The 20,247-nt window shown below is 67.6% G+C and carries 20 protein-coding genes and 1 tRNA gene; 10 read left to right on the top strand and 11 right to left on the bottom strand.

Annotated elements, in window-relative coordinates:
- Positions 1-64: 64 nt before the first annotated feature.
- A complete protein-coding gene (locus tag ACWGL1_RS03240) occupies positions 65-1,213 on the top strand; it encodes a GNAT family N-acetyltransferase (RefSeq protein WP_338576020.1) in 1,149 nt (382 codons plus the stop codon).
- Positions 1,214-1,652: 439 nt separating this feature from the next.
- Complete coding sequence (locus ACWGL1_RS03235) at positions 1,653-1,877, top strand: CsbD family protein (protein ID WP_452111152.1); 225 nt, start codon at positions 1,653-1,655, stop codon at positions 1,875-1,877.
- Positions 1,878-1,955: 78 nt separating this feature from the next.
- Here ACWGL1_RS03235 and clpA read toward each other — a convergent pair whose 3' ends face one another.
- The 3 genes from clpA to ACWGL1_RS03220 form a co-directional block, all read right to left on the bottom strand.
- Positions 1,956-4,259 (bottom strand): ATP-dependent Clp protease ATP-binding subunit ClpA, encoded by a 2,304-nt coding sequence (clpA, locus tag ACWGL1_RS03230; RefSeq protein WP_343828992.1) that lies wholly within the window; start codon positions 4,257-4,259, stop codon positions 1,956-1,958.
- Between the two features lie 12 nt (positions 4,260-4,271).
- Complete coding sequence (gene clpS / locus ACWGL1_RS03225) at positions 4,272-4,601, bottom strand: ATP-dependent Clp protease adapter ClpS (RefSeq protein WP_003164443.1); 330 nt, start codon at positions 4,599-4,601, stop codon at positions 4,272-4,274.
- Positions 4,602-4,774: 173 nt separating this feature from the next.
- A complete protein-coding gene (locus tag ACWGL1_RS03220; protein ID WP_291781458.1) occupies positions 4,775-5,245 on the bottom strand; it encodes a phasin family protein in 471 nt (156 codons plus the stop codon).
- Positions 5,246-5,509: 264 nt separating this feature from the next.
- Between ACWGL1_RS03220 and ACWGL1_RS03215 the strand changes: the two genes are divergently transcribed.
- Entirely contained in the window at positions 5,510-6,916 is a 1,407-nt protein-coding gene (locus tag ACWGL1_RS03215) for a D-alanyl-D-alanine carboxypeptidase (protein WP_452111151.1), read from the top strand.
- Between the two features lie 19 nt (positions 6,917-6,935).
- Here ACWGL1_RS03215 and ACWGL1_RS03210 read toward each other — a convergent pair whose 3' ends face one another.
- Together ACWGL1_RS03210 and ACWGL1_RS03205 are read right to left on the bottom strand one after the other, a co-directional pair.
- Positions 6,936-7,508, bottom strand: coding sequence for a DUF2239 family protein (locus tag ACWGL1_RS03210; RefSeq protein ID WP_452111401.1), 573 nt, complete (start codon positions 7,506-7,508; stop codon positions 6,936-6,938).
- Positions 7,509-7,580: 72 nt separating this feature from the next.
- On the bottom strand, positions 7,581-7,937 hold the full coding sequence (locus ACWGL1_RS03205; RefSeq protein ID WP_338576031.1) for a phage holin family protein: 357 nt from the start codon (positions 7,935-7,937) through the stop codon (positions 7,581-7,583).
- Between the two features lie 113 nt (positions 7,938-8,050).
- Here ACWGL1_RS03205 and ACWGL1_RS03200 point away from each other — a divergent pair, with 113 nt between their 5' ends.
- Positions 8,051-8,488 (top strand): HIT family protein, encoded by a 438-nt coding sequence (locus ACWGL1_RS03200; protein WP_291781445.1) that lies wholly within the window; start codon positions 8,051-8,053, stop codon positions 8,486-8,488.
- Positions 8,489-8,492: 4 nt separating this feature from the next.
- On the opposite strand, the gene ACWGL1_RS03195 is transcribed toward ACWGL1_RS03200, so the two are convergent.
- A complete protein-coding gene (locus tag ACWGL1_RS03195; RefSeq protein WP_343828985.1) occupies positions 8,493-8,843 on the bottom strand; it encodes a DMT family protein in 351 nt (116 codons plus the stop codon).
- Between the two features lie 51 nt (positions 8,844-8,894).
- Between ACWGL1_RS03195 and ACWGL1_RS03190 the strand changes: the two genes are divergently transcribed.
- The 3 genes from ACWGL1_RS03190 (at position 8,895) to ACWGL1_RS03180 (ending at position 10,230) form a co-directional block, all read left to right on the top strand.
- Positions 8,895-8,970, top strand: a tRNA-Thr gene (locus ACWGL1_RS03190).
- Between the two features lie 20 nt (positions 8,971-8,990).
- Entirely contained in the window at positions 8,991-9,617 is a 627-nt protein-coding gene (locus ACWGL1_RS03185; RefSeq protein ID WP_312220255.1) for a TetR/AcrR family transcriptional regulator, read from the top strand.
- A gap of 85 nt (positions 9,618-9,702) precedes the next feature.
- Positions 9,703-10,230, top strand: a complete 528-nt coding sequence (locus ACWGL1_RS03180; RefSeq protein WP_291781435.1) for a c-type cytochrome — start codon at positions 9,703-9,705, stop codon at positions 10,228-10,230.
- Positions 10,231-10,400: 170 nt separating this feature from the next.
- Here the strand turns inward: ACWGL1_RS03180 and ACWGL1_RS03175 are convergent, their stop codons facing one another.
- The 4 genes from ACWGL1_RS03175 to ACWGL1_RS03160 form a co-directional block, all read right to left on the bottom strand.
- Complete coding sequence (locus tag ACWGL1_RS03175; protein WP_452111400.1) at positions 10,401-13,637, bottom strand: efflux RND transporter permease subunit; 3,237 nt, start codon at positions 13,635-13,637, stop codon at positions 10,401-10,403.
- Complete coding sequence (locus ACWGL1_RS03170; RefSeq protein WP_291781432.1) at positions 13,637-14,782, bottom strand: efflux RND transporter periplasmic adaptor subunit; 1,146 nt, start codon at positions 14,780-14,782, stop codon at positions 13,637-13,639. Before ACWGL1_RS03170 ends, ACWGL1_RS03175 begins: the two co-directional genes overlap by 1 nt.
- A 110-nt stretch (positions 14,783-14,892) precedes the next feature.
- Entirely contained in the window at positions 14,893-15,654 is a 762-nt protein-coding gene (locus ACWGL1_RS03165; RefSeq protein WP_452111150.1) for a hypothetical protein, read from the bottom strand.
- 12 nt (positions 15,655-15,666) lie between these two features.
- A complete protein-coding gene (locus ACWGL1_RS03160; RefSeq protein ID WP_343828979.1) occupies positions 15,667-16,425 on the bottom strand; it encodes a class II aldolase/adducin family protein in 759 nt (252 codons plus the stop codon).
- A 186-nt stretch (positions 16,426-16,611) separates the two neighbouring features.
- Between ACWGL1_RS03160 and ACWGL1_RS03155 the strand changes: the two genes are divergently transcribed.
- From ACWGL1_RS03155 to ACWGL1_RS03145, 3 genes are all read left to right on the top strand, one after another.
- Positions 16,612-17,706 (top strand): DUF2336 domain-containing protein, encoded by a 1,095-nt coding sequence (locus ACWGL1_RS03155; protein WP_452111149.1) that lies wholly within the window; start codon positions 16,612-16,614, stop codon positions 17,704-17,706.
- Positions 17,707-17,737: 31 nt separating this feature from the next.
- A complete protein-coding gene (locus ACWGL1_RS03150) occupies positions 17,738-18,517 on the top strand; it encodes an NAD kinase (protein ID WP_291781419.1) in 780 nt (259 codons plus the stop codon).
- Positions 18,518-18,594: 77 nt separating this feature from the next.
- The gene (locus tag ACWGL1_RS03145; protein ID WP_291781416.1) at positions 18,595-19,065 is read left to right on the top strand and encodes an Hpt domain-containing protein; all 471 of its coding nucleotides are present in this window, start codon (positions 18,595-18,597) and stop codon (positions 19,063-19,065) included.
- Between the two features lie 11 nt (positions 19,066-19,076).
- Here ACWGL1_RS03145 and ACWGL1_RS03140 read toward each other — a convergent pair whose 3' ends face one another.
- Positions 19,077-20,219 (bottom strand): DUF2336 domain-containing protein, encoded by a 1,143-nt coding sequence (locus tag ACWGL1_RS03140; protein WP_291781413.1) that lies wholly within the window; start codon positions 20,217-20,219, stop codon positions 19,077-19,079.
- Positions 20,220-20,247 lie beyond the last annotated feature (28 nt).

Below are 20,247 nucleotides of genomic sequence, written 5' to 3'. Positions count from 1 at the left end.
ACACAGCCCCCTCATCCGAGCGCTTTCAGCGCCCACCTTCTCCCCCGAGGGGAGAAGGATAGAGGTGTCGGGTTTCACGCTTCAGGTGCACGACAGCATCGCCGCTATCGGCCGGGCCGCATGGGACGCCTGTGCGGCCCCAAGCGGCGATCCTTTCGTCTCCTACGACTTCCTCGACGCCTGCGAGGCATCCGGCAGCGCCGTCCCGTCCGAGGGCTGGGCGGCGCGCCATCTGTCCCTGCACAATGAAGACGGCGTCGTGATCGGCGTCATGCCTCTCTATCTGAAGGGCCACAGCCAGGGCGAATACGTCTTCGACCACAGCTGGGCCGACGCCTATCAGCGCGCGGGCGGGCGCTATTACCCCAAGCTGCTGGGGGCTGTGCCCTTCACCCCCGCGACCGGCCCGCGTTTCCTCAACGCGCCGGGAACGGACGCCGCCACGGTGCGCGAGGCCCTGCTGCAAGGCGCGTTGACGCTGACCGAGCGGCTGGGCGTGTCGTCCCTTCACGTCAACTTCCCGCTTGAGGACGAGTGGCGCGCCATGGCCGAGGCGGGCCTGCTGCCGCGTCGGGACATCCAGTTCATCTGGCGCAACGACGGCTATCAGAGCTTCGACGACTTCCTGGGCGCCCTGTCATCCAATCGGCGCAAGACCATCCGGCGCGAGCGACGCGAGGCGCAGGCGGGCCTCGACATTCGCGTCCTCACCGGCGCCGAGATCACGCAGGCGCACTGGGACGCCTTCTTCGCCTTCTACATGGACACCGGCGACCGCAAATGGGGACGGCCCTATCTGACGCGCGACTTCTTCGCCCGCGTCGGCGCTACCATGGCCGACCGTATCGCCCTTGTCATGGCGTTCGAGGGTGATACGCCGGTAGCCGGCGCGCTCAACTTCATAGGCCGCGAGGCGCTGTATGGCCGCCAGTGGGGGACGCTGGTCGACCGGCCCTTCCTGCATTTCGAGCTGTGCTACTATCAGGCCATCGAGTTCGCCATCGCGCGCGGCCTGTCGCGGGTCGAGGCGGGGGCACAGGGGGATCACAAGATCGCGCGCGGCTACCTGCCCTCCCCCGTCTATTCGGCCCATTTCATCGCCGATCCCGCCCTGCGCGATCCGGTCGCCCGCTACCTCGAGCAGGAGCGCCCGGCGGTGGAGGCCGAGATGCACGCCATGACGGCGGAGCTGTCGCCCTACCGAAACAACTAGCTTCGCAATTTAATCAAGTTAGAGTACCCTTGTTACTTAAACACGGGAGATTTGCGATGTCAGCCTTAGCCCTACTCGTCTTTTCCGCCGCCTTATCCGCGCACGCCATCGCCCCCCTTCAAGTTTCAGCCGATTCATCCGCATCCCAAGAGACCGAGGAGAGGGTTGAAACTAAATCCACGTCTCGCCTCGACCGCACGGTTTGTCGCTCTCAGCCTAATGTCGGTTCCCGCTTACAGAACCGCCAACGAAGAGTTTGCATGTCTCAACGGGATTGGGACGCGCTCGACGCCGAACATGCCAGAGAGGCGCGCGACCTGACGCAACGCAATGGAACCAGCGTGCAAATCCCGCCTCCGGACGCCCCCAAATAGATCACGCAACCTCTTCGCCAGCCGCGCGCTTGTTGAGGAGACTATTCTCCTGACCCTGGTGAAGTATGACTGACCAACGCATTGAAGGCGCCGTGACCGAAGCGGGTGGCAAGGTGCAGAACGGCTTCGGCCGGCTGACCGGCGACAGCAAGCTTCAGATCGACGGCAAGCTGAACGAAGTGAAGGGCAAGGCGATGGACGCCTATGGCCGCGTCATCGACGGCTTGGACGGCATGGTGGACAAAGCCCCTGCCGACCTGCTGCTCGGCGCCCTGAGCCGCAAGCGCTGACGAAGCCCTTATCCCCTCGAGGGAGAAAACGGCCCGGACGGCGACGTCCGGGCCTTTCTCTTTGAACCTGATGAATGATCAGGCCGTCTCTTCTTCCTCTTCCTTCACCGCCGCGCCCTTGGCCGGGGTGATGTCGAAGGCGATCTTGCCGTCCTTCAGCTCGACCTTGACGTGTCCGCCGCGGGTCAAGCGGCCGAACAGGATGTCGTCGGCCAGCGGCTTCTTGATGTGCTCCTGAATGACGCGGGCCAGAGGCCGGGCGCCATACAGTTCATCAAAGCCGTTCTTGGCCAGCCAGTCGGTCGCTTCATCCGTCAGTTCGATGGTGATGTTGCGGTCCGCCAGCTGGGCTTCCAGCTGCAGCACGAACTTGGTCACCACCGAGCGGATCGTCTCGGCGCCCAGCGGCTTGAAGGCCACGATGGCGTCCAGACGGTTGCGGAACTCGGGCGCGAACAGGCGCTGGATGGCCTTTTCGTCCTCGCCCTCGACCTTGCCCCGACCGAAGCCGATGGCCGCGCGCGCGTTGTCGGCGGCGCCCGCGTTGGTGGTCATGATCAGGATGACGTTCCTGAAGTCGACCTTCTTGCCCACGGCGTCTGTCAGCGTCCCGTTGTCCATCACCTGCAGCAGGATGTTGTAGACGTCGGGGTGCGCCTTCTCGATCTCGTCCAACAGCACGACGGAGTGCGGGTGCTGGTCGACGGCGTCGGTCAGCAGGCCGCCCTGATCATGGCCGACATAGCCCGGAGGCGCGCCGATCAGGCGACTGACCGTATGGCGCTCCATGTATTCGGACATGTCGAAGCGCTGCATCTCGATGCCGAGGGTGGCGGCCAGTTGCTTGGCCACCTCGGTCTTGCCGACGCCGGTCGGACCGCTGAACAGGAAGGCGCCGATCGGCTTGTTCGGGTCGCGCAGACCCGCCCGCGCCAGCTTCATCGCCGCCGACACCTGGTCGATCGCCTGTTCCTGGCCGAAGACGACGCGCTTGAGATCGGTCTCCAGCTCGCGCAGGGATTCCGTGTCCGACTTCGACACGGACTTGGGCGGGATGCGGGCCATCTTGGCGATGACGGCCTCGACCTCCTTCTGGCCGATGACCTTCTTGCGCTTCGATTCCGGCAGCAGCATCTGCGACGCCCCCGCCTCGTCGATCACGTCGATGGCCTTGTCCGGCAGCTTGCGGTCGGTGATGTAGCGCGCCGACAGGTCGACCGCCGTACGGATGGCCGAGTCGGTGAAACGCAGCTTGTGGTGCGTCTCATAGGTCGTCTTCAGGCCCTTGAGAATCTTCACCGTGTCCTCGATCGTCGGCTCATTGACGTCGATCTTCTGGAAGCGGCGGACCAGGGCGCGGTCCTTCTCGAAGTGCTGGCGGTATTCCTTGTAGGTGGTCGAGCCCATGCAGCGCAGGCTGCCCGACGCCAGGGCCGGCTTCAGCAGGTTGGAGGCGTCCATCGCTCCGCCCGAGGTCGCGCCCGCGCCGATCACCGTGTGGATCTCGTCGATGAACAGGACCGCATTGTCGTGGCTTTCCAGTTCCTTGACGACCTGTTTTAGCCGCTCCTCGAAGTCGCCGCGATAGCGGGTGCCCGCCAGAAGCGCGCCCATGTCGAGCGAATAGATGGTCGCGTCCTTCAGGACCTCCGGCACCTCACCGTTGACGATCTTGCGCGCCAGACCCTCGGCGATGGCGGTCTTGCCGACGCCGGGGTCGCCGACCAGCAGCGGGTTGTTCTTGGTGCGGCGGCACAGAATCTGGATCGAGCGCTCCACCTCGGCCTGACGCCCGATCAGGGGGTCGATCTTGCCGTTGCGGGCCTTCTCGTTCAGGTCGATGCAATAGGCCTCCAGCGCCTCGCCGCCCTGTTTGACGACCGAGCCGTCCTCGGCCTCTTCGGGGCTGGCGCCGCGCACCGAGCGGGCTTCGTTGGCCCCGGCCTTCTTGGCGATGCCGTGGGCGATGAAGTTGACCGCGTCGTAGCGCGTCATGTCCTGCTCCTGCAGGAAATAGGCGGCGTGGCTTTCGCGCTCGGAGAAGATGGCGACCAGGACATTGGCGCCGGTCACTTCTTCGCGGCCGGACGACTGGACATGGATGACCGCACGCTGGATTACCCGCTGGAAGCCCGCCGTCGGCTTGGCGTCATCGCCGTCGGCCGTGGCCAGGGCGGCCAGGTCGGTGTCGACATAAGAGCCGAGCGCCGCCTTCAGCGCGCCCAGATCGACGTTGCAGGCCGTCATCACGGCCGAGGCGTCCGGATCGTCGATCAGGGCCAGCAGCAGGTGTTCGAGCGTGGCGTATTCGTGCCGACGCTCGTTGGCGTAGTGGACCGCGCGGTGCAGGGTCTCTTCGAGAGGACGGGAAAACGAAGGCATGGCAGGTTCCTCTCAGTCCTTTTCCATCGTGCATTGCAGGGGGTGCTGGTGGCGCCGCGCCGTCTCGACCACCTGGGCGACCTTGGTTTCGGCCACTTCGTAGGTGAAGACGCCGCAGACCCCGACGCCATGCTGGTGCACGTGCAGCATGATGCGGGTCGCGTCCTCGCGGCTCTTCTGGAAGAACCGCTCCAGCACGTAGATGACGAACTCCATGGGGGTGTAGTCGTCATTCAGGATCAGCACCCGATAGAGCGAGGGCCGCTGAAGTTTCGGCTTTGTCTCGGTGACGACGGCGGCGCCTGCGCCTCCGCCCTGTTCACCTGGCCGTCTGTTAGGCATTCGTGGTCCGTAGTCGGGGAGTGTCAAAAGATCAGATAGGGAATGATGGCCTGATTTGTAGATGCGTCCAGTCCAACCTACCGTCGCGCACGCCCAGTTGATGCCTGAACGTGAAAAGGCCCCGGCGTTTCCACCGGGGCCTTTCCGAAGGCTTGAGAAGCTGGAGGACGCGCTTAGCGGGCGGCCTGGAACTGCTCGACAGCGGCCGAGACGCGCTCGTTGATCGGCTTGAAGCTGTCCTTGACCGAGGCGGTCATGGTCTCGGTCGCCTTGCCGAACTCGGCCAGATAGGCCTCGGCGGCCGACTTGGCCCAATTGGTCTGCAGTTCGAACAGTTCCTGCACCGAGCGGGCCTGCGAGAAGGACTGGGCGGCGGCGACGCCGTCTTCCCAGGACTTCTTGCCGTAGGCCACGGCCTGTTGCGACAGGGCCTCGGCGCCCTTCTGGGCGGCGGCGGCGGATTCGACCACGGCTTCCAGGTTCTTCTTGCCGTGGGCGTTCAGTTCGCTCAGCGAGGCGACGGACTTGTCGACGCCTTCGCGGAACGCCTTGGCGCCGGCGGCCTGGATCGATTCAGCCTGGGCCTTGGCCTTGGCGGTGGTCTGTTCGACGGTCTTCTTCACGGTCTCAGCGGCGTCAGCCATGGGGAGTCTCCTGAAGCGAAAGGGTTCTTGCGACGGGCGAACCCACCGCGACAACGGCGATATGGTGCACCTGCGAAGAGACTTCAAGTGAAATTTGTGCGACGCACAATATGATCGCTGATAACCAAGCGACCGTCTGGGGCGATCACAACTCCGTTGACGGCCCGTTAACCCTCTCGAAACCGGCAGGGCCGATGTTAGCCTTTGTAACGTGCGTGATCGCAGCCGTCTTCGCGCCACAGTGACGAGGCTAGTAGCTTGCCCATGAACGCCCTGTTTCGCCGTCGTTTCCTGGCCGCCCTGGTCCTGGGAGGCATCGTCCTGACGCCGACGATCGGCGTCGCGCCGCCGGAAGCCCAGTCGTCAGACAACGCTCGCTACGCCGCCATCGTGGTCGACGCCGCCTCGGGCGAGGTGCTGTTCTCGCGCTTCGCCGACGCCCGGCGCTATCCGGCCTCCATCACCAAGGTCATGACCCTGTACCTGACGTTCGAGGCGCTGGAGTCCGGCAAGGTCAAGCTGGACGACAACCTGACCGTCTCCCCGCGCGCCGCGTCGCAGCCGCCGTCCAAGCTGGGTCTGGCGGCCGGTCAGACGATCAGCCTGGACGACGCCATGCGCGCCACGGCCGTCCGCAGCGCCAACGACATGGCCGTGGTCATCGCCGAACACATCGGCGGCTCCGAAGGCCGCTTCACCCAGATGATGACGGAAAAGGCGCGCGAGCTGGGGATGGAGCATACCCGCTTCACCACCGCCAACGGCCTGCCCGACACGCGACAGGCGACCACGGCGCGCGACCTGTCGATCTTGAGCCGCGCGGTCATGCGCGACTATCCGCAATACTATCGCTACCTTGGCCTGCACGACTGGTTCTACAAGGGCCGCGACTACCGCAACACCAACGGCCTGCTGGCCACCGGACGCGGCTATGACGGCATCAAGACCGGCTTCACCAACGCCTCGGGCTACAACCTCGCGGCCTCCTCGGTACGCGACGGCAAGCGGATCATCACCATCGTCATGGGCGGCCGCTCGACCAAGAGCCGCAACGACCACGTCGCCGAACTGATGGACACCGGCTTCGAGGTCCAGCGACGCCGCGGCCAGGGCGAGCGGATCCAGGTGGCCCAGGCCTTTTTCGAGCAGCGCGGCTACGGGATCAGCGCCGATCCCTCGCCGCCCGTCGCCTACGCCTCCCTGTCCGACGAGGACGGCGAAGGCGTCGGCTCCTCGACCGAGGTGGCCTATGTCGCCGGCCCGCCGCCGCGCAACCTGCCGACCGAGGTGACGCCGCCGCCGTCGGCCCGCCGCGCAGAGAACCGCCCGCCCGAAAACCTGACCGCCGCCCTGAACAGCGGTTCGGCCGCCGCGCCGGCGGCGCCGGCCCGCGCGACCCGCAACCCGCCTGCGCGCGCCGCCGCCCCTGCCCCGGCCGGTCGCTGGACGGTCCAGGTCGGCGCCTTCCGCGAAGAGGCCGTGGCCCGCGACTGGCTGAACGACGTCAGCCGCCGCTTCCGCACCCAGTTCTCCAGCGCCCAGCGCGACGTGCAGACGGCGAACGGCTGGTATCGCTCGCGCTTCACCGGCATGACCCAGCAGTCCGCCGAGGCGGCATGCGAGGCCCTGTCCGAGCGTCGCGTCACCTGCATGGTGATCCGCCCCAGCTGATCTCAGCGTCCCTGATTTCTCAGCGTCCCTGGCCGTTACGCCATCCCGGCTCGGCCAGGCGACGGGCGTAATCACGCACGTCCGCCGGCCAGGCCTCCGTGCGGGCGTCAAACGCCGTCCAGTCGCCCGCGAACAGCATCCGCACGGCCTCTTCATAGTCCGGCAGGTCGCCCGCCACGGCCGTCATGAAGCGATAGGCCGCCTCGCGGCTGCGACGCATCCGGTCCGGCCCCTCCGCCTCGCGCAGGGCGGCTTCGACCAGTTTACGCAGAGCCACCGAGGCCCCGCCCGGCTGTGACGCCAGCCAGTCCCAGTGGCGCGGCAGCAGGGTCACCTCCCGCGCGGTCACGCCCAACTTCGGCCGCCCCGGCCCGCGCTTCTCCGGCTCAGGCTGCGGCTTGTCCTGCGGCAGACGCGCCAGCACCGCCTCCAGATCGCCGCGCAGATCCAGATCGATCGGTCGCGCATCCTCGTCGCGAAAGACCAGGACCGCTCGTCCGGCGTCGTGCGCGGCTTTCGTCGCTGCGGCGACCTGAACCAGCGGTCCGGCCGCGATCATCGTGTCGCCGTCGAAGGCCGTGCATAGGGTCATCATCCGTCCTCGCTTGTTGAAGACGGAATTACCCGGATGATATTATCGCGTCAATATTACCCGGGCAATTTATTAGCCCCGCTCGTCCACGCCCCCGAACAGGGCGCCGGCGATCCAGCTGACGACGCCGGTGACGATGGCCGCGCCGATCCCGGCCCACAGGCCGTCGACGACGAAGCCGCCCAGGAACATGGCCGTCAGTCCGATCATGGCGGCGTTCACCACCAGCAGGAACAGGCCGAAGGTGACGATGGTCAGCGGCAGCGTCAGGATCACCATCAGCGGCCGCACGAAGGCGTTGACCACGCCCAGGATGACCGCCGCCGCGATCAGCGAGCCGGTCGAGGTGAACTCCACCCCCGGCACCAGTTTGGCCGAGGCCCAAAGGCCGATCGCCGTGACCACGGCCTGAACGATGAAACCCAGCATGACGCCTCCGTGCATAGAACCTTGACCATATAAGCGCATGGGGCGGCGTTCCGCTCCGTGCGCCGGGCGAGATCGCCTGCTAGGCTGGCCGCCCTACCCCGAAGGAGACCCCCATGAGCCTTCACGGCGCCTACGACCCGGACAACATCTTCGCCAAGATTCTGCGTGGCGACATGCCCAGCGTGAAGGTGTGGGAGGACGACGACGTCCTGGCCTTCATGGACGTGTTTCCCCAGTCCGAGGGTCACGTCCTGGTCGTGTCCAAGACCTCGACCGCCCGCAACATCCTGGAGATCGAGCCCGAGGCCCTGGCCAGGCTGACCGCCGCCGTCCAGCGCACCGCCCGCGCGGTCGAGAAGGCGCTGAAGCCCGAGGGCCTCAGCCTGATGCAGTTCAACGGCGATGCAGGCGGCCAGACGGTCTTCCACCTGCATTTCCACATCGTGCCGCGCTGGGCCGACCGCCCGATGAAGGGCCACGGCCACGCCCCCATGGCCGACGCCGAACAACTGAAAGTCCTGGCGCAGCGCATCGCAGCCGAGCTGGACTGACAGCCTACAGCGGCCCCCTGAAGATGAAGAAGGCGCCGCCGGCGATCAGGGCGAAGCCGATCAGGTGGTTCACCGTCAGCTTCTCGCCCAGCCAGGCGACCGAGAACACGGCGAAGACCAGCAGGGTGATCACCTCCTGCATGGTCTTCAACTCGGCCGCCGAATAGACCTGATGGCCGATGCGGTTTGCGGGCACGGCCAGCCAGTATTCGAAGAAGGCGACGCCCCAGCTGATCAGGACCACGATCCACAGCGGCTTGGCCCCGAATTTCAGGTGGCCGTACCAGGCGAAGGTCATGAAGACGTTGGACAGCGCCAGCATGACGATGGGCGCGAGATAAGGCAGCGACGGCATTCGATCAGTGTGCTTGCGTCAAACAGATTCCGCCAGCATAAGGCGGGCCACGCCGGTTTAGCTCAGCTGGTAGAGCAGCGGTTTTGTAAACCGAAGGTCGCGGGTTCGATCCCTGCAACCGGCACCACTTTCGCGGCCGCCTCCTTCATGTCCGAGACGACCAACAAGCTGGGTCACAGGATCCGAACGCGGGGCGCCCGCACCCGCCGCGCCCTGTTGGACGCCCTGCGCGCCCTGCTGAACACCAAGCATCTGGGCGAAATCCGCCCGGCGGACGTGGCGATGACGGCCGGGGTTTCGGCGCCGACCTTCTACACCTACTTCGCCTCGGTCGAGGAAGGCCTGCTGCTGCTGTGCGAGGAGGCCGGGGAGGACTTCCAGCGACTGGGCGCCCACATCCACGCCGACTGGTCGGGCGAACGCGCCTTCGAATCGGCGCGCGCCTATGTGCTGGAGGTGCTGGGTTTATGGAGCGACCACGGGCCGGTGCTTCGGATCGAGCACATGCTGGCGGACATGGGCGAACCCGCCTTCGCAGAGAGCCGCATCCGCCGCCTGCGCCGCCTGCACCTGGCGCTGGAACGCCGCATCGCCCAGGCCCACGCCAGCGGCCTGCACCCCGAGGGCCTCAATCCCCGCCTGGCGTCCTATGAAACGGCGAACCTGGTGGAATCCGTGGCCGCCGGCTTCGAACTGATGCGACGCGCCGACACGCCCGAGGCCATCATCGACACCACCGCCCATATCGTGGTGAAGCTCACCACCGGCCGCTGAGGCCGCCCGCCTGCGCTTGGACAAGCTGTCCATTGCGGCGACGCCCCCATGGGCTAAAGCATGCCCCTCGGCCAAGGAGTGCGTCATGTCCCGTCTTTCGTCCTTCCCCTCGATCCGCCGCGCCGCCGGCCCGGCTATCGTGATGGCCGGCGCCCTTGGCCTGGCCGCCTGCGGTCAGAGCGCCAGTCCCGCAGCCGACAGCGCGCCCGAAGCGCCCAAGGCCCCGGCGCCCACCGAGGCCGAGAAGCTCGCCATGCTGGCCGCCCTGCCCGCCCCCTATAATGAAGGCGACCTTGAGAACGGCCGCCGCGCTTTCGCTCGCTGCCGCTCATGCCACACGATCACGCCCGGCGGGCCGAACATGACGGGGCCGAACCTCTATGGCGTCTTCGGCAGCAAGGCCGGAGCGCGGGAGAAATACAGCTATTCCCACGCCATGCGGACGGCGGACTTCACCTGGGACGCCGAAACCCTGGATCACTGGCTGCAGAACCCGCGCACCTTCCTGCCCGGCAACAAGATGAGCTTCGCCGGCCTGCCCGACGCCACGGACCGCCGCGACGTCATCGCCTTCCTGAAGGTCGAGACGGGGTTCAAGCCGACGGGCGAGTGAGCAACGCCTAGCCTTCTCCCCTTGCGGGAGAAGGTGGCCGAGCGGAGCGAGGTCGGATGAGGGGTTGCGGGACGTCTGACGCGCGCCCCTTCATCTGAGGTCGCAAGACCCCTCATCCGTCTGCCTTCAGCAGCCACCTTCTCCCACAAGGGGAGAAGGAAGCCATTTCACTACTCCGCCGGGCTCATATCCGGCTCCAGGCCGTCGCGTCTCTCCTGGGCCTCCCACTCTTCGATCTTGCGGGCGGTGTATTCGGGAGACTTGGTGAAGCGCGCCAGCACGCCGTAGATCACCGGCACCACGAACAGGGTCAGCACCGTCGCGAACATGGCGCCGGTGAAGATCACCACGCCGATGGTCTGACGGCTGCCCGCGCCCGCGCCTTGCCACAGCACCAGCGGCAGGGCGCCGAAGGCGGTGGCGATCGAGGTCATGATGATCGGGCGTAGACGCAGCGACGAGGACTCGATGATGGCCTCGCGGATGGTCCGCCCCTGGTCGCGCAGTTGGTTGGCGAACTCCACGATCAGGATGCCGTTCTTGGCCGCGACCCCGATCAGGATGATCAGGCCGATCTGGCTGTAGATGTTCAGGCTGGAGCCCGCCATTAGCAGGCCGAACAGCCCCCCCGCCGCCGCCAGAGGCACGGTCAGCATGATGACCGCAGGCGTGATCCAGCTCTCGAACTGGGCCGCCAGAACCAGGAAGACCAGCAGCAGGGCCAGGGCGAAGGCCCAGCCCACGGCGCTGCCCGCCTCCTGCTGGTCGCGGGCGGCGCCGCCCCAGCGGATGTTGGTCACGCCCTGGGGCTGTTTGGCGACCTCGGCCATCAGAAACTGAACGGCGTCGTCGATGGTGGTGCCGGGATTCAGGTCGGCCTGAAGGGTGATGGCCCGCTGGCGATCCAGACGGCGACGGTCGGGCGTGTCGCCCGAGGTCTTGGTCGTGACCACCGCCGACAGCGGCACCAGTTGGGCCGTGCCGGTCGAGACGTAGAGCGCCTCCAGGTCGGTGACCTCGCGCCGGTTGTCGCGGTCGGTCTGCAGGATGACGTCATACTCCTGGCCGCCCTTGATGTAGGTCGTGGCGCGGCGCGAGCCGAACATGGTCTCCAGCGTACGACCGATCTGTTGGGTCGAGACGCCCAGGGCCGCCGCCTTCTGCGGATCGACGTCGACCAGCAGGCGCGGGGCGTTCGGTTCATAGTTCAGGCGCGGACGCGAGAAGCCTGGATTCTCCTGCGCCGCCGCCAGGATCGGCTGCAGCCAGTTGTAGATGGCGGCGTACTCCGACCCCGTGACGATCATGTCGATCGAGTTGGAGTTGCCGCCGCCGCGCTGGAAGGCGCCGGGCGTCGAGGCGTTGACCTGAGCGCCGGTCTGATTGCGCAGCTTGACGTTGATCTCCTGGGCGATCTGATCGGCCGAGCGTTCGCGCTTGGACCAGTCGACCAGGGTCAGGCTGGCGTTGCCCGAGTTGAAGCTGCCGCCGCCGAAACCCGGCGCCGAGATCAGGAAGGAATCGACCTCGCCGTTTTCGCGGTACTCCGCCAGGATCGGCTCCAGGCCCAACATGATCTGACGCGTGTAGTCGAAGCCCGTGCCCTCAGGCCCGCTGACCCGGATGCCGACACGGCCCCGGTCCTCGCTCGGCACCAGTTCATTGGGCAGGTGCAGGAAGATCCCCCCGGCCCCGGCCGCCACCAGCACGATCAGGGCGCCGACGCCGACAATGGCGATGCGCCGTCCCAGCAGGGCGTCCAGCGATGCGGCGTAGGACCGCTTCAGCGTCTCCATGGCCGCATCGACGCGACGGGCCAGCCAGCCGCCGGTCTGGGCCGGCTTCAGGATCTTGGACGCCAGCATGGGCGACAGGCTCAGCGCCAGGAAGGCGGAGAAGGCCACGGCCGCCGCAATGGCCGCCGCCAGCTCGACGAACAGGCGGCCGACGTAGCCCGGCAGGAACAGCAGGGGCGCGAACACCGACAGCAGGACGATGGTCGTGGCCACGACGGCGAAGAAGACCTGGCGCGCCCCACGCTCGGCCGCCACCAGCGGCGGCTCGCCGTGGTCCAGACGGCGCTGGATGTTCTCGACGACGACGATGGCGTCATCGACGACGAGGCCGATGGCCAGAACCAGGGCCAACAGGGTCAGCAAGTTCAGCGAGAAACCCAGCGGAGCCAGAACGATGAAGGTCGCCAGCAGGCAGATGGGCGCCACCACCGAGGGGATGATCGCCGCCCGCAGGCTGCCCAGGAAGATGAAGTTGACCAGGGCCACCAGCGCCATCGAGATGCCGATGGTGATCCACACCTCATCGATGGCGTGAGAGGTGAAGACAGAGTTGTCCGAGCCGACTTCCAGCGTCGTGCCGGGCGGCAGGCTGTGGCGGACCTCTTCGATCAGGGCGCGCGCGCCTTCGGATATCTGAAGGTCGTTCGACTGGGCCTGGCGGGTGATGGCCAGGCCGATCTGGTCGATGCCGTTGCCGCGGAACAGGCGACGCGCCTCGGCGGGCGCCTCCTCGATCCGGGCGATGTCGCCCAGCCGGGTGACATAGGCGGCGTTGCCGATCAGGGCGCCGGTGACCCCGTTGGTCATGGCCGCCGACGCCGCGCCCAGTGTGCCCGACGCCTGGGCTCCCGTGGCCGTCGAGGCCGAACCGCGCGTGCCGATCGGCAGTTGGGCGAAGTCCGCCGGATCGGCGTAGTTTCGGGCGACCCGGACCGTATAGTCCTTCTGGGCCGACTCCAGCGAGCCGGCGGGCAGTTCGACGTTCTGGTTGTTGAGGGCGCTCTCGACGTCCGTCACGGTCAGGCCCCGCGCCGCCATGGCGCCGGCGTCCAGCCAGATCCGCATGGCGTAGCGTTGCTCGCCGAAGATGTTGACCTGGGCCACGCCCGGCACGGTGGCGAAGCGGTCGACCAGATACCGACGGGCGTAATCGGTCAGCTCCAGCCGGTCCATGGTGGTGGAGCGCAGGAACATGATGAGGATGGGCTGGCTGTCGGAATCAGCCTTGGCCACTTCCGGCGGATCGGCCTGATCCGGCAGGCGGCCCAGCACGCGCGAGATGCGGTCGCGCACGTCGTTGGCCGCATCGTCGATGTTGCGGTCCAGCGAGAACTCGATGTTGACGTTGGACCGGCCGTCGCGGCTGGTCGAGTTGATGCGCTGGACGCCCTGAATGCCGGCGATCTGCTGCTCGATCGGCTCGGTGATCCGGCTCTCGATCACCTCGGCGGAGGCGCCCGCGTAGCTGGTGCTGACCGAGACGATCGGCGGGTCCACGTCCGGCAATTCGCGCACCGGCAGGAAGAAGAAGGCCGCCAGGCCGATGACGCACAGAACGATCGCCGCCACCGCCGCGAAGACGGGGCGCCGGACCGAAACATCAGACAGCATCATGGGCGGGCCGCCTGCGTCGCGCGTGCGCCGCCCTTCGTTTGAGCACGGCCTTGGGCGTTTTCACCCTCGACGCTGATGGGCGCGCCGGGCTGGATGCGGTTCAGACCCGAAGCGACGATCCGATCGTTGTTGGCCAGGCCCGAGACGATCTCGACATAGCCGCTTTCGACGGCGCCCGTCTGAACCTCGACCCGCTGGGCGGTCGCGCCCGTCTCGCCGCGCGCGATGCGATAGACGAAGGCGCCCTGGCCTTCATACTGAACGGCCGCTTCGGGCACGGCCAGGCTCTGGCGACGGCCCTGGTGCACGGCGACGCGCATCATCATGCCGGGGCGGATGCGATTGCCGGGGTTGGGGAACTCGGCGCGGGCGATGACGGCGCGGGTCTGTTCATTGACCCGCGTATCCAACAGGGAGATGCGGCCGTTGACCTCTTCACCGGGGAAGGCGTCCGTGGTCGCCGTGAGCGGCGCGCCGACCGGCAGGACCCCGAGATAACGCTCCGGCAGCGGGAAATCGACGCGCACGCCGCTCATGTCGTCCAGGGTGGTGATGACCGAACCCGGCGAGATCAGCGTCCCCGGCGTGACCGAGGTCAGGCCCAGAACGCCGGCGAAGGGCGCGCGCAGGATGCGGTCGCCGCGACGGGCCTCCGACGCCGCCAGGGCGGCTTGGGCGGTCTTCAGCGCCGTCTCGGCCGTCTCGGCCATGACGCGCGGCGCCACCCCGCGCTCGGCCAGGATGCGATAACGGTCGTACTCGCGCTGAGCGTTCTCCAGCTGGGCGCGCGCCCGGATCAGGTCGGCGTCTTCCTCGCGCGCCTGCAGTTCGACCAGGGGCGCCCCCGCCGCCACCGACTGACCGTCGGTGAACATGACCTGGGTCACCAGTTCGGTCGTGTTGGAGGTGATGTTGACCGAACGACGGCTGCGGGCAACGCCCAGCACGCGAATCTGATCAGCGAACTCGCGCCGCTGCGCCACGACCTCGGCCACCAACTGGCCGCGCCCGGCGCCGGGTCCCCCCGGACCGCGCTGATGGGCTGCGTCGCCGCCGCTGAAAGCGATCCTGACGACCGCCGCCACGACCATCAGCCCCAATAAGCAGGCCGCGCCGATAATGAAAAAATGGCGTTTGAACACGCGACGCAGTCTCCCCGACAACAAGCGCCCCCGCTTAACGGCTCACCGCCATTACGCAAATAACGTATCTGTAACGTGAGGAACCTCGGATTCCGTCGCGGAATTCCGGATTAAAATCGACGCCAGATTCCGACGACGGGCCCTCTGCCCGCAGGAATTTCACGCCCGGCCGCCGCGTGGCGCCACCCCGCCTGCAGCCGCCAGTCCCCGAATTGGCGCACCACCGAACCTTCCAGCGACAGCCAGCGCGCCCCGCCGTCGCCATCCGCCGCCCCGCCGAAGGCCTGGACCATCACCATCCAGTCGCGATTGATGTGCACCCCGGCCGTCGCGTCCGCGCGAACCTCGTCCGGCAAGCCGTCGCGCCAGCGGCGCGCCGCCTGGAGGTCGACGAAGGCGCGCTCGAAGGACCGCCCCGCCAGCAACCGGACCTCCCAGTCGCTGTCGCCCGCGCCGGGCGGGGCGTAGCCGGCGTTGCGTCCCGCTCCGCCCTCCGCATAGCCCACATAGACGGCGGCGACGTTGCGATCATCACGGTAGGCCTGCCAGCGTACGCCCAGTTCGATCGGGCCCAGCCCTTGATAATCGAGAAACTCATCGCGGCCGTCCTGCCATTCGCCCTTGGCCTGCAGGGTGAGACGATCCGTCAGTCCATATTCGACAAACACGCTGGCCACGATATCCCGGCGACCGCCGGGCAGGTCGACCCGGTCCCCGTCGGCGGCGTAGAACTCTTCCGCACGGATGTTCTCATATTTGACGATGACCTCGCCCTGCCCCTTCGGCGGGCTCCAGGTGCCGGCCTGCGCCGCGTGGGTCGAGGCCAGCGCCGCCAGGCCGGCCAGAAGGCCGATGCTTCCTCTCCCCCCCACAGCCCGTCCTTCCTAGACGTCGTAGCCGGGCGATCTTCGCTGCAACTGGCGAAGGGCGCCGGGCCAGGCCAGGGACGAGACGAAGCCGATGCCCCGGCCCTGCTCCCTGGTCTCGGCCTGCGCCGCGTCGGGCGCGATCAGGACATTGTCGCGCCCCGCAGACAGGGCCGCGACCTGCTGGGCGCAGGCGCGCTCCAGGAAGAAGATGCCGATCCAGGCCTCGGCCGCCGTGCTTCCGACCGCCAGCGTTCCGTGATTGCGCAGCAGCATCAACGGCTTGTCGCCCAGGTCCGCCACCAGACGCTCGCGCTCGTCATGATTCAGCGCCAGCCCCTCATAGCCGTGATAGGCGACCTGGTGCTGCAACAGGCAGGCGTTCTGGCTGATCGGCAGAAGGCCCTCCTTCTGGGCCGCGACGCCGACGCCGTTCACCGTGTGCAGATGAATGACGAAATGCGCCTCTTCGCGGGCCGCATGGACCGCCGAATGGATGGTGAAACCCGCCGGATTGATGAAGCTGGTCGTGTCCTGAACGACATTGCCGTCCAGATCGACCTTTACCAGGGAAGATGCTGTAATTTCATCGAAATACCAGCCATAGGGATTGATCAGAAAGTGATGTTCCGGTCCCGGCACGCGGGCCGAGACATGGGTGAAGATCATGTCGTCCCACCCGTGGAGCGCCACCAGACGATAGAGAGCCGCCAATTCGACCCGCGCCTTCCACTCCGCCTCGGACACCTGGGACTTCAGCGAGGTTGCGTCCGTCATCGGCCTTCTCCCCTTATCAGCGTTCAGGTGAAACCTCTCTCCGCCTCCGCCCTGCGTCAAGTCGCCGAACGCCGTCAGGGGACCGAAAACGGAAGACTTGGTTAACCCTGTTTTCATCGACGCGAGCGAACACTGCCTGCTGCGCGGCGCGGCCGCATCATCGGGGGATGTTCCGTGGACTCAATCGTGGCGTTCGCATCGTCCCGATCCGGCGATCCCCTGCCGCTGGCCAGCCTTCATCAACTGATCGACCTGGCCGCCGGACGCCCACCACAGGAGCGACAGCGCCTGCTGCTGGGCGTGGCTGATCTCTATCATTCGGTCGGCGGCCAGGCGGACGCGCCGCCAGCCCTGACCGAGGTGTTCATCACCATGGTCCGCGCGGCCGAGCAGGACATCCGGCGCGTCTTGGCCGAGAGGCTAGCCGACGCCGCCTGGGCGCCGGCGGATCTGATGCGCCTGCTCGCCGCCGACGCAATCGAAATCGCCCGCCCGGTGATCGCCGCCAGCCCCCTGCTGCTGGACGCGGATCTTCTGGCCTTGCTGCAGGACGCCTCGCTGGAGCATCAGGTTCAGGTGGCTTTGCGGCCGGACCTGGGGCCCGGACCGGCGCGCGTCATCCTGGATCGCGGCGAACCCGCCGTCATGACCGCTCTTGCCGTCAACCGGACCGCGCGGCTGGAGGCGCGGGACATGACCCGCCTGGTGGACAAGGCGCGCACCATCGCCGCCCTGCGCGCGCCGCTGACGCGCCATCCTCAGCTGAGCGAAGATCAGGCCCTGCGGCTCTACGCCTGGGTCGGCGACGCCTTGAGGCAGGCCATATCCCAACGCTTCAGCCTGGACGCCTCGGCTCTCGCGACGGCGGTCGCCGCCGCCGCCCAGGAAGCGGCCGGAATCACCCCGGACGAGGCGGCCGCCCGTTTGGCCGCCAAGCTGCATGCGGCGGGACAGTTGCGCCCCTCCACCCTGATGCGGGCGCTGAGGGAGGAGAAGCTGGACCTGTTCATCCACGCCCTGGCCCGACTGGGCCGCCTGGAAACAGAGGCCCTGCGGCGCGCACTCCGCGGCGACAGCGCCCGGCCCCTGTTCCTGGCCTGCGCCGCGGCGGGCCTGGACCGCGCCGCCTTCCCCGCCCTGCTGCGCGAGGTTCGCCAGCTGAACCATGGGCTGCCGCATGACCCCGATGGCGAAGCCTGGCGCCCAGCCGAACGCTCGGCGACCCAGGCCGCCTATGAATTTCGCCTGCTGACCGCGCCCGAAGACGGGCCGTCGGTTTGACAGCGGGCCTCCGCTCCGCTCACGTAGCGCCGTGACTCAGTCCTTCCAGCCCACCGCAATCACCTTTGTCGCCAGCGACCGGCCCGAGGCCGAGGCCGCCCGCAAACGGTTGAGCGAACGCTACGGTTCGGTTCCAGCCGCCGAGGCGGAGGTGATCGTCGCCCTAGGCGGCGACGGCTTCATGCTGGAGACGCTGCACAACAACCTGCAGCTGCGGACCCCCGTCTATGGGATGAATCGCGGCTCGGTCGGTTTCCTGATGAACGACTATGAGGAAGACGACCTGCTGGACCGATTGGCCCAGGCCGACCGCACCGTGCTGCACCCCCTGCAGATGGACGCCTGGGTCGAGAGCGGCCAGGTCCACAGCGGCCTGGCGATCAATGAGGTCTCCCTGCTGCGCCAGACGCGCCAGAGCGCAAAGCTGCGCATCAGCATCAATGACAAGGTGCGGCTGGAGGAACTGACCTGCGACGGCTGCCTGGTGGCGACGCCGGCGGGTTCGACCGCCTACAACCTGTCGGCGCACGGGCCGATCATTCCCCTGGACGCGCCCAGCCTGGCGCTGACGCCGATCAGCGCCTTCCGGCCCAGGCGCTGGCGCGGCGCCCTGCTGTCGCACACGGCGCGGGTGCGGTTCGACGTGCTGGAGCCGGACAAGCGGCCGGTCAGCGCCACCGCCGACAATTTCGAGGTGCGCCGCGTCTCGCGCGTGGAGGTGCGCGAGCGACGCGACATCACCCTGACCATGCTGTTCGACGCCGGCCGCTCCTATGAGGAACGGGTCATGGCCGAACAGTTCGCGGCCTGAGCCGCGCCGATGAGCGTTGTCACCGGATTTTAAGCCTCTGTGCGACAGACTGGCGTTTGCTGTTGAGGAGTCATCTCGTGACCAACCAAGTCATCCGCCCGCCCAACCCCCTGCGCGCCAAGGTCGGCGGCGGATTCGGCGGCATTGACGCCAGCGCGATCGCCAGGGCCGAAGAGGCCCTGAAGGCCATGTCGGCCCAGTTCGGCCAGTGGCTGAACGATGAGGTGGCCAAGCTCGACAAGGCCCAGGCCGACATCCGCAACCAGGGCTACAGCCCCGAAATGGCCGAGGCCCTGTATTTCCGCGCTCATGATCTCAAGGGACTGGGAACCACCTACGAATATCCGCTGGTCACGCGCATCGCCGCCTCCCTGTGCCGGATGCTCGACGACGCCGACAAGCGGATGCAGGCCCCGCTGGCCGTGGTCGACGCCCATATCGACGCCATCAAGGCCGTGGTGCGCGACAAGATCCAGACTGACGACCATCCGGTCGGCCGCGACCTGGCCGAGACCCTGGAAGCTCGCGCGGCGGAACACCTGGGCTAAGGGGGCGCGGCTCAGGCCGCGCTGACGGCCCCACGCCAATCGTCGCCGGCCGGGCGGTCCAGCCGTTCCAGCAGATAGGCCAGGTCTTCGCGCGCCGCGTCCGGACGCTGGCTGAGGAAGCGCTCCAGCATCCGCTGGCGGAAGGCGGCGCTGCCGGTGTCGCCGCCCTCGGCCTGCAGCGTCCGCCAGGTGTCGACTCCGGCGCGAAACGCCTGGAACAGGCGCGGCGGCATTCCCGCGCGGTCATAGATGGCCTTCAGCCCCAGAGGCCCGGCGTCGTGCACCATCAGCCAGGCGCGATGGTGCGGCGTGCCCGCCAGTTCGGCCAGGGCGTGTTCGAACAGACCAATCTGGCCGCGCGCCAGCGCCCGCAGCAGCAGCGACGGCGTCAACACCCGACGACTGTTCAGCCCGGCCACGAAGGCGGGCAGATCGTCGGTCGTCCGCGCCTGATCCACCAGGTCGATCGTCGCCCGCTCCCGCGCGAAATCGGCGAACTGTATGGCGGTCTCGGGCGCCAGGGCGTGGCGGGTGATCAGATGCTCGCGCACCGCTTCGCTGGCCAGGACCACCAGCCGCTCGGTCACCGACAGCGGCAGGACCTGACGATAGGCCAGGGCCGATATCACCTCGGGGGCGTCGCTGAATCGATCCAGGGCGACGCCCAGAGCGGCTTCGGACAGGTCGGCGTTGTCATTGGCGGCCAGGGCGGCGACCGCCTCCTGCTTGCCTTCCGCAGCCAGGACCGTCGCCACGTCACGCGGCACGCGCGGGCGGGACGCCACCGCCACCTGGCGCAGCGCCGTTCCGGCGCGCACGATCTCGATCAGGTCGTCGTCCGTGAAGGCCGGGCAGCTGTTGATGATGGGCAGGGCCACGCTGTCCACGTCGCCCGCCAGCCGGCGCGCCGCCTCGCGCGGCATGATGTCCGAAGCCTTGAGCGTCACCGCCACGGCCCGACGCACCAGTTCCGCCGCATCCGCCGTCAGCACGCCCAGAATCTTCTGCGCCGCCTCGCGCCCCGCATCGTCCAACGGCATCCGGTCGATGCTGCGGCACAGCTTGTGAGCGGCGGCCGCGCGCTCGTCCTCCAGATCAGACTTGATCAGGCGCCGGATGTCGCTTTCCGTCAGTCTGGCGCGGTAGGCGGTCATGGCTCGGAGGCTCAGGGTCAGCGAGGAA

It is taken from the genome of Brevundimonas sp. NPDC055812 (assembly GCF_053616535.1).
The sequence above is the reverse complement of the archived record's forward strand: the minus strand, read 5'-3'. Positions and strand labels throughout refer to the sequence as shown.